The organism is Serratia sp. G204Y, from assembly GCF_051172435.1.
Lineage (GTDB): Bacteria > Pseudomonadota > Gammaproteobacteria > Enterobacterales > Enterobacteriaceae > Serratia > Serratia sarumanii.
In genome coordinates this window covers 1-1,931 of record NZ_JBPIZA010000015.1, presented here as the reverse complement: position 1 = coordinate 1,931, position 1,931 = coordinate 1, and the positions used below count along the sequence as shown (strand labels likewise).

At 66.3% G+C, this 1,931-nt stretch carries 1 protein-coding gene; it reads left to right on the top strand.

Annotation, left to right across the window (positions count from 1 at the left end):
* Nucleotides 1–1,914 (top strand): transketolase (gene tkt / locus ACSBQQ_RS24660; RefSeq protein WP_197772785.1); only part of this gene is annotated, 1,914 nt, incomplete at its 5' end.
* Between the last annotated feature and the right edge of the window lie 17 nt (nucleotides 1,915–1,931).

Below are 1,931 nucleotides of genomic sequence, written 5' to 3'. Positions count from 1 at the left end.
GGTGCCCCTATGGGCATGGCGGACATCGCCGAAGTCCTGTGGCGTGACTACCTCAACCACAACCCGACTAACCCGCACTGGGCTGACCGCGACCGTTTCGTGCTCTCCAACGGCCACGGCTCCATGTTGATTTACAGCCTCCTGCACCTCACCGGCTATGACCTGCCGATGCGCGAGCTGGAAAACTTCCGTCAGCTGCACTCCAAAACCCCAGGGCACCCGGAGTACGGCTACACCCCGGGCGTTGAGACCACCACCGGCCCGCTGGGCCAGGGCATCGCCAACGCCGTCGGCTTCGCCATCGCCGAACGCACCCTGGCGGCGCAGTTCAACCGCCCGGGCCACGATATCGTTGACCACCACACCTACGCCTTCATGGGCGACGGCTGCATGATGGAAGGCATCTCGCACGAAGTCTGCTCTCTGGCCGGTACCCTCAAGCTCGGCAAGCTGACCGCTTTCTACGATGACAACGGCATCTCCATCGACGGCCACGTCGACGGCTGGTTCACCGACGACACCGCCCTGCGCTTCGAAGCCTACGGCTGGCACGTGGTGCGAAACGTCGACGGCCACAACCCGGACGCCATCAAGGCCGCGATTGAAGAAGCCCGCAAGGTGACCGACAAGCCGTCGCTGCTGATGTGCAAGACCGTTATCGGCTTCGGTTCGCCGAACAAGGCCGGCACCCATGACGTGCACGGCGCCGCGCTGGGCGCCGCCGAAGTGGCCGCCACCCGCGAGCGGCTTGGCTGGAAATACGCCGCCTTTGAAATCCCGCAGGACATCTACGCCCAGTGGGACGCCAAGGAAGCCGGTCAGGCCAAAGAAGCGGCCTGGAACGACAAATTCGCCGCCTACGCCAGGGCCTTCCCGGAGCTGGCCGCCGAGTTCAAGCGCCGCATGAACGGCGAGCTGCCGGCCGACTGGAAAGCCGACGCCAAGGCGTTCGTGGAAAAACTGCAGGCCAACCCGGCCAACATCGCCAGCCGCAAGGCGTCGCAGAACGCGCTGGAAGCGTTCGGCAAGGTGCTGCCGGAGTTCCTGGGCGGCTCTGCCGACCTGGCGCCGAGCAACCTGACCATGTGGTCCGGCTCGAAAGCGCTGAACGTTGACCCGGCGGGCAACTACATTCATTACGGCGTGCGCGAGTTCGGCATGACCGCCATCACCAACGGCATCGCGCTGCACGGCGGCTTCCTGCCGTACTCGGCGACCTTCCTGATGTTCGTGGAATACGCCCGCAACGCGGTGCGCATGGCGGCGCTGATGAAGCTGCGCAACGTGTTCGTCTACACCCACGACTCCATCGGTCTGGGCGAAGACGGCCCGACCCACCAGCCGGTGGAGCAGCTGGCAAGCCTGCGCGTGACCCCGAACATGAGCACCTGGCGCCCGTGCGACCAGGTGGAATCGGCGGTGGCGTGGCAGTACGGCATCGAGCGCAACGACGGCCCGACCACGCTGGTGTTCTCGCGCCAGAACCTGACCCAGCAGCCACGCACCGCAGAGCAGCTGGCGAACGTGTACCGCGGCGGCTACGTGCTGAAAGACTGCGCGGGCACGCCGGACGTTATCCTGATTGCCACCGGCTCCGAAGTGGGCATCACGGTGGAAGCGGCGGACAAGCTGACCGCGGCGGGCCGCAAGGTGCGCGTGGTGTCGATGCCGTCGACCGACGCGTTCGACAAGCAGGATGCGGCGTACCGCGAGTCGGTGCTGCCGGCGGCGGTGACGGCGCGCGTGGCGGTGGAAGCGGGTATCGCGGACTACTGGTACAAGTACGTGGGGCTGAACGGCGCCATCGTGGGCATGACCACCTTCGGTGAGTCGGCGCCGGCGGAGCAGCTGTTCGCCGAGTTCGGCTTCACCGTGGACAACGTGGTGGCCAAGGCGCAGGCGCTGCTGAAGTAAGCGGCCTGGCGCCAGCC